The sequence below is a fragment of the Rhizobium sp. NPDC090275 genome (genome assembly GCF_044772225.1).
Taxonomy (GTDB): Bacteria; Pseudomonadota; Alphaproteobacteria; order Rhizobiales; family Rhizobiaceae; genus Rhizobium.
Genome location: NZ_JBIVYL010000029.1, coordinates 1 through 2,319 on the forward strand (window position 1 = coordinate 1; position 2,319 = coordinate 2,319).

General features: G+C 58.6%; 2 protein-coding genes. One reads left to right on the plus strand and one right to left on the minus strand.

The genetic code is table 11. The features are described 5' to 3' along the window. The first annotated feature begins 74 nt into the window (after window positions 1-74). Window positions 75-1,136, plus strand: a complete 1,062-nt coding sequence (locus tag ACIQUB_RS31435) for a porin (RefSeq protein ID WP_402935918.1) — start codon at window positions 75-77, stop codon at window positions 1,134-1,136. A gap of 17 nt (window positions 1,137-1,153) precedes the next feature. Here the strand turns inward: ACIQUB_RS31435 and ACIQUB_RS31440 are convergent, their stop codons facing one another. After that, window positions 1,154-2,146: an alpha/beta fold hydrolase gene (locus tag ACIQUB_RS31440; protein ID WP_402935921.1), complete on the minus strand. Its 993-nt coding sequence runs from the start codon at window positions 2,144-2,146 to the stop codon at window positions 1,154-1,156. Between the last annotated feature and the right edge of the window lie 173 nt (window positions 2,147-2,319).

Sequence of the window (2,319 nt, forward strand, 5' to 3'; positions counted from 1 at the left end):
CGGTGACGGGGCAGGGAACGCTGCCAAAACGGCGAAAACCCGGATCCGATTGAAACTTTGAATTGGAGGTCAATATGAACATCAAGAGCCTACTTCTCGGCTCCGCAGCTGCTCTGGCAGTTGTATCCGGCGCTCAGGCTGCTGACGCGATTGTTGCAGCTGAACCGGAAGCAGTAGAATACGTTCGCGTTTGCGACGCATACGGCACCGGCTACTTCTACATCCCGGGCACGGAAACCTGCCTGAAGATCAACGGTTACGTTCGTTTCCAGGTTGACGTGAACCGGGACGCTTCCGGTACGTCTGACTGGGATTCTTTCACCCGCGGTCAGGTACAGTTCACGTCTAAGAGCGACACCGAGTATGGTCCGCTCACCGGCGTAATCGTTCTGCAGACGGACGCTGACAACGCTACGAGCCAGTCTTCCTACCTCGACTCGGCTTACATCGACATCGCCGGCTTCCGCGCTGGTCTGTTCTACAGCTGGTGGGACGATGGTCTCTCTGGCGAAACCGACTCGCTCGCTTCTGGCCCGACGCTGCACAACTCCATTCGTTACCAGTATGAGTCTGGCGACTTCTACGCCGGTATCTCGGTTGACGAACTGGAAGACAGCATCCACGGCACGCCCCTCGGTGGCGGTCTTGGTGAAAGCCCGAACAACGTCGGTATCGCTGCTGGCATCGGTGGCAAGGCTGGCGCATTTAGCTACCAGCTGATCGGCGGCTACGACACGGACACCGAAGAAGGTGCGATCCGCGGTATGGGCACTGTTGCAATCGGCCCGGGCACTCTCGGCCTCGCAGCTGCTTGGGCTTCTGGCCCGAACGCCTACTTCGAAGAGTCTGAATGGACTGTTGCTGCTGAATACGCGATCCAGGCAACCGACAAGTTCAAGATCACGCCTGCTGTCCAGTACTTTGCTAACGCCCGCAACGGCGGCTACATCACCGGCGGCACCTACACCACGACCACCGACTTCACCGACGTTGACATCTGGAAGGCTGGCGTAACGCTCGACTATCAGATCGTAGAAAACTTCTACGCCAAGGCTTCGGTACAGTGGCAGGACCGCACGGTTGCTGTTGACGACAACACCTGGTCTGGCTACTTCCGCCTGCAGCGTGCATTCTAATCTGATCTGACTTCGGTCTAATCAGGAAAGCCCGGTTCGAAAGAACCGGGCTTTTTGTATTCCTGGCAGTGTGAAAGCATGGATTGAAGAGGCTGACCGCCTAACGATCGGCGCACTAGATTGCCGCAAGAATAGTCCGGATGTTCCCGGAGCGCCGGCTCCAGATGCAGCAGGGGCGGGTGGCCCTGACCGGGAACCCGGACGATCTTGAGATCGGAGTGTCTCTCGGCCATCGCAGTTAGCGTGTTCTCTGTAAGCAACGCCGAATTCTCCCCCCGAATGACCATCAGCGGCAGCTTCCCGAAACTCTCATACTGCGCCCAGAGATCCGGCATTGGTTTGGTGAAGTCGATCGACAACAGCTGCTGGGCAATCGCTGGATCGACATCGGGCAGCAACTCACCGTCGATATCGCGATAAATCGCCGTCGCCATCTCGACCCAATCGGGATCCGAGAGGGCAGCGAAGTCAGCGCCCTGCCGCAGCTTCAGCAACGCTGCCGTATCTTCCATGTCTCGCGGAAGTCGCGCTCCGTTGAGATCGTCGCGGATCTTCATCAATCCACCAGCCTCGATGACCGGGCCGATATCATTAAGAACCACTGCGTCCATCAGATCGGGGTTTATTCCCGCAAGCAGGTGCAGGATCAGCCCGCCGCGTGATGTGCCGATGAAGGCGGCACGGCCGATGTTCAGGTAGGCGCAGGCCTCGGTGACGTCGCGGGCTTCGACGGCAAGATTGTAGTTGGCTTTGTTCTCATCCCAGTCGGAGAGACCGCGCCCTCGGTAATCAAGCGCGATGACGCGTCTTGAAACAACCGGATCCCGCGACAGGATCAGCGCCAGGTGATGAAAATCGCGCGAATTCCGCGTCAGCCCAGGAAGACAGATCACTGGCAACCGGCCTTCCGTCGCCTCGGAGTCCGGATCATAGTCCCGCAGATGCAGCGTCAGGCCATCGCTGGATATGTAAGTCCGGTCCTGAAAGGCTTGGCTGTTGGTATCGTCCATCGTCTCTCCCCGCCTTGACGAGAAGAGACTAGCGTCCGCTGCACCGGCAGGCAAACGGCGCTCTAGGACGCGTTGCGTCCGCCAATCAGGTCCTTCTGGATGCTGACGGGCTGACCCAACCGGGCCTTGTACACCTCATAGTTCTCAATCACCCGCTGCACATAGTTGCGCGT

Excerpts from the sequence above, each read along its gene's own strand:
- ACIQUB_RS31440 (WP_402935921.1), bottom strand. The coding sequence starts at position 2,146 with ATGGACGATACCAACAGCCAAGCCTTTCAGGACCGGACTTACATATCC.
- ACIQUB_RS31435 (WP_402935918.1), top strand. The coding sequence starts at position 75 with ATGAACATCAAGAGCCTACTTCTCGGCTCCGCAGCTGCTCTGGCAGTT.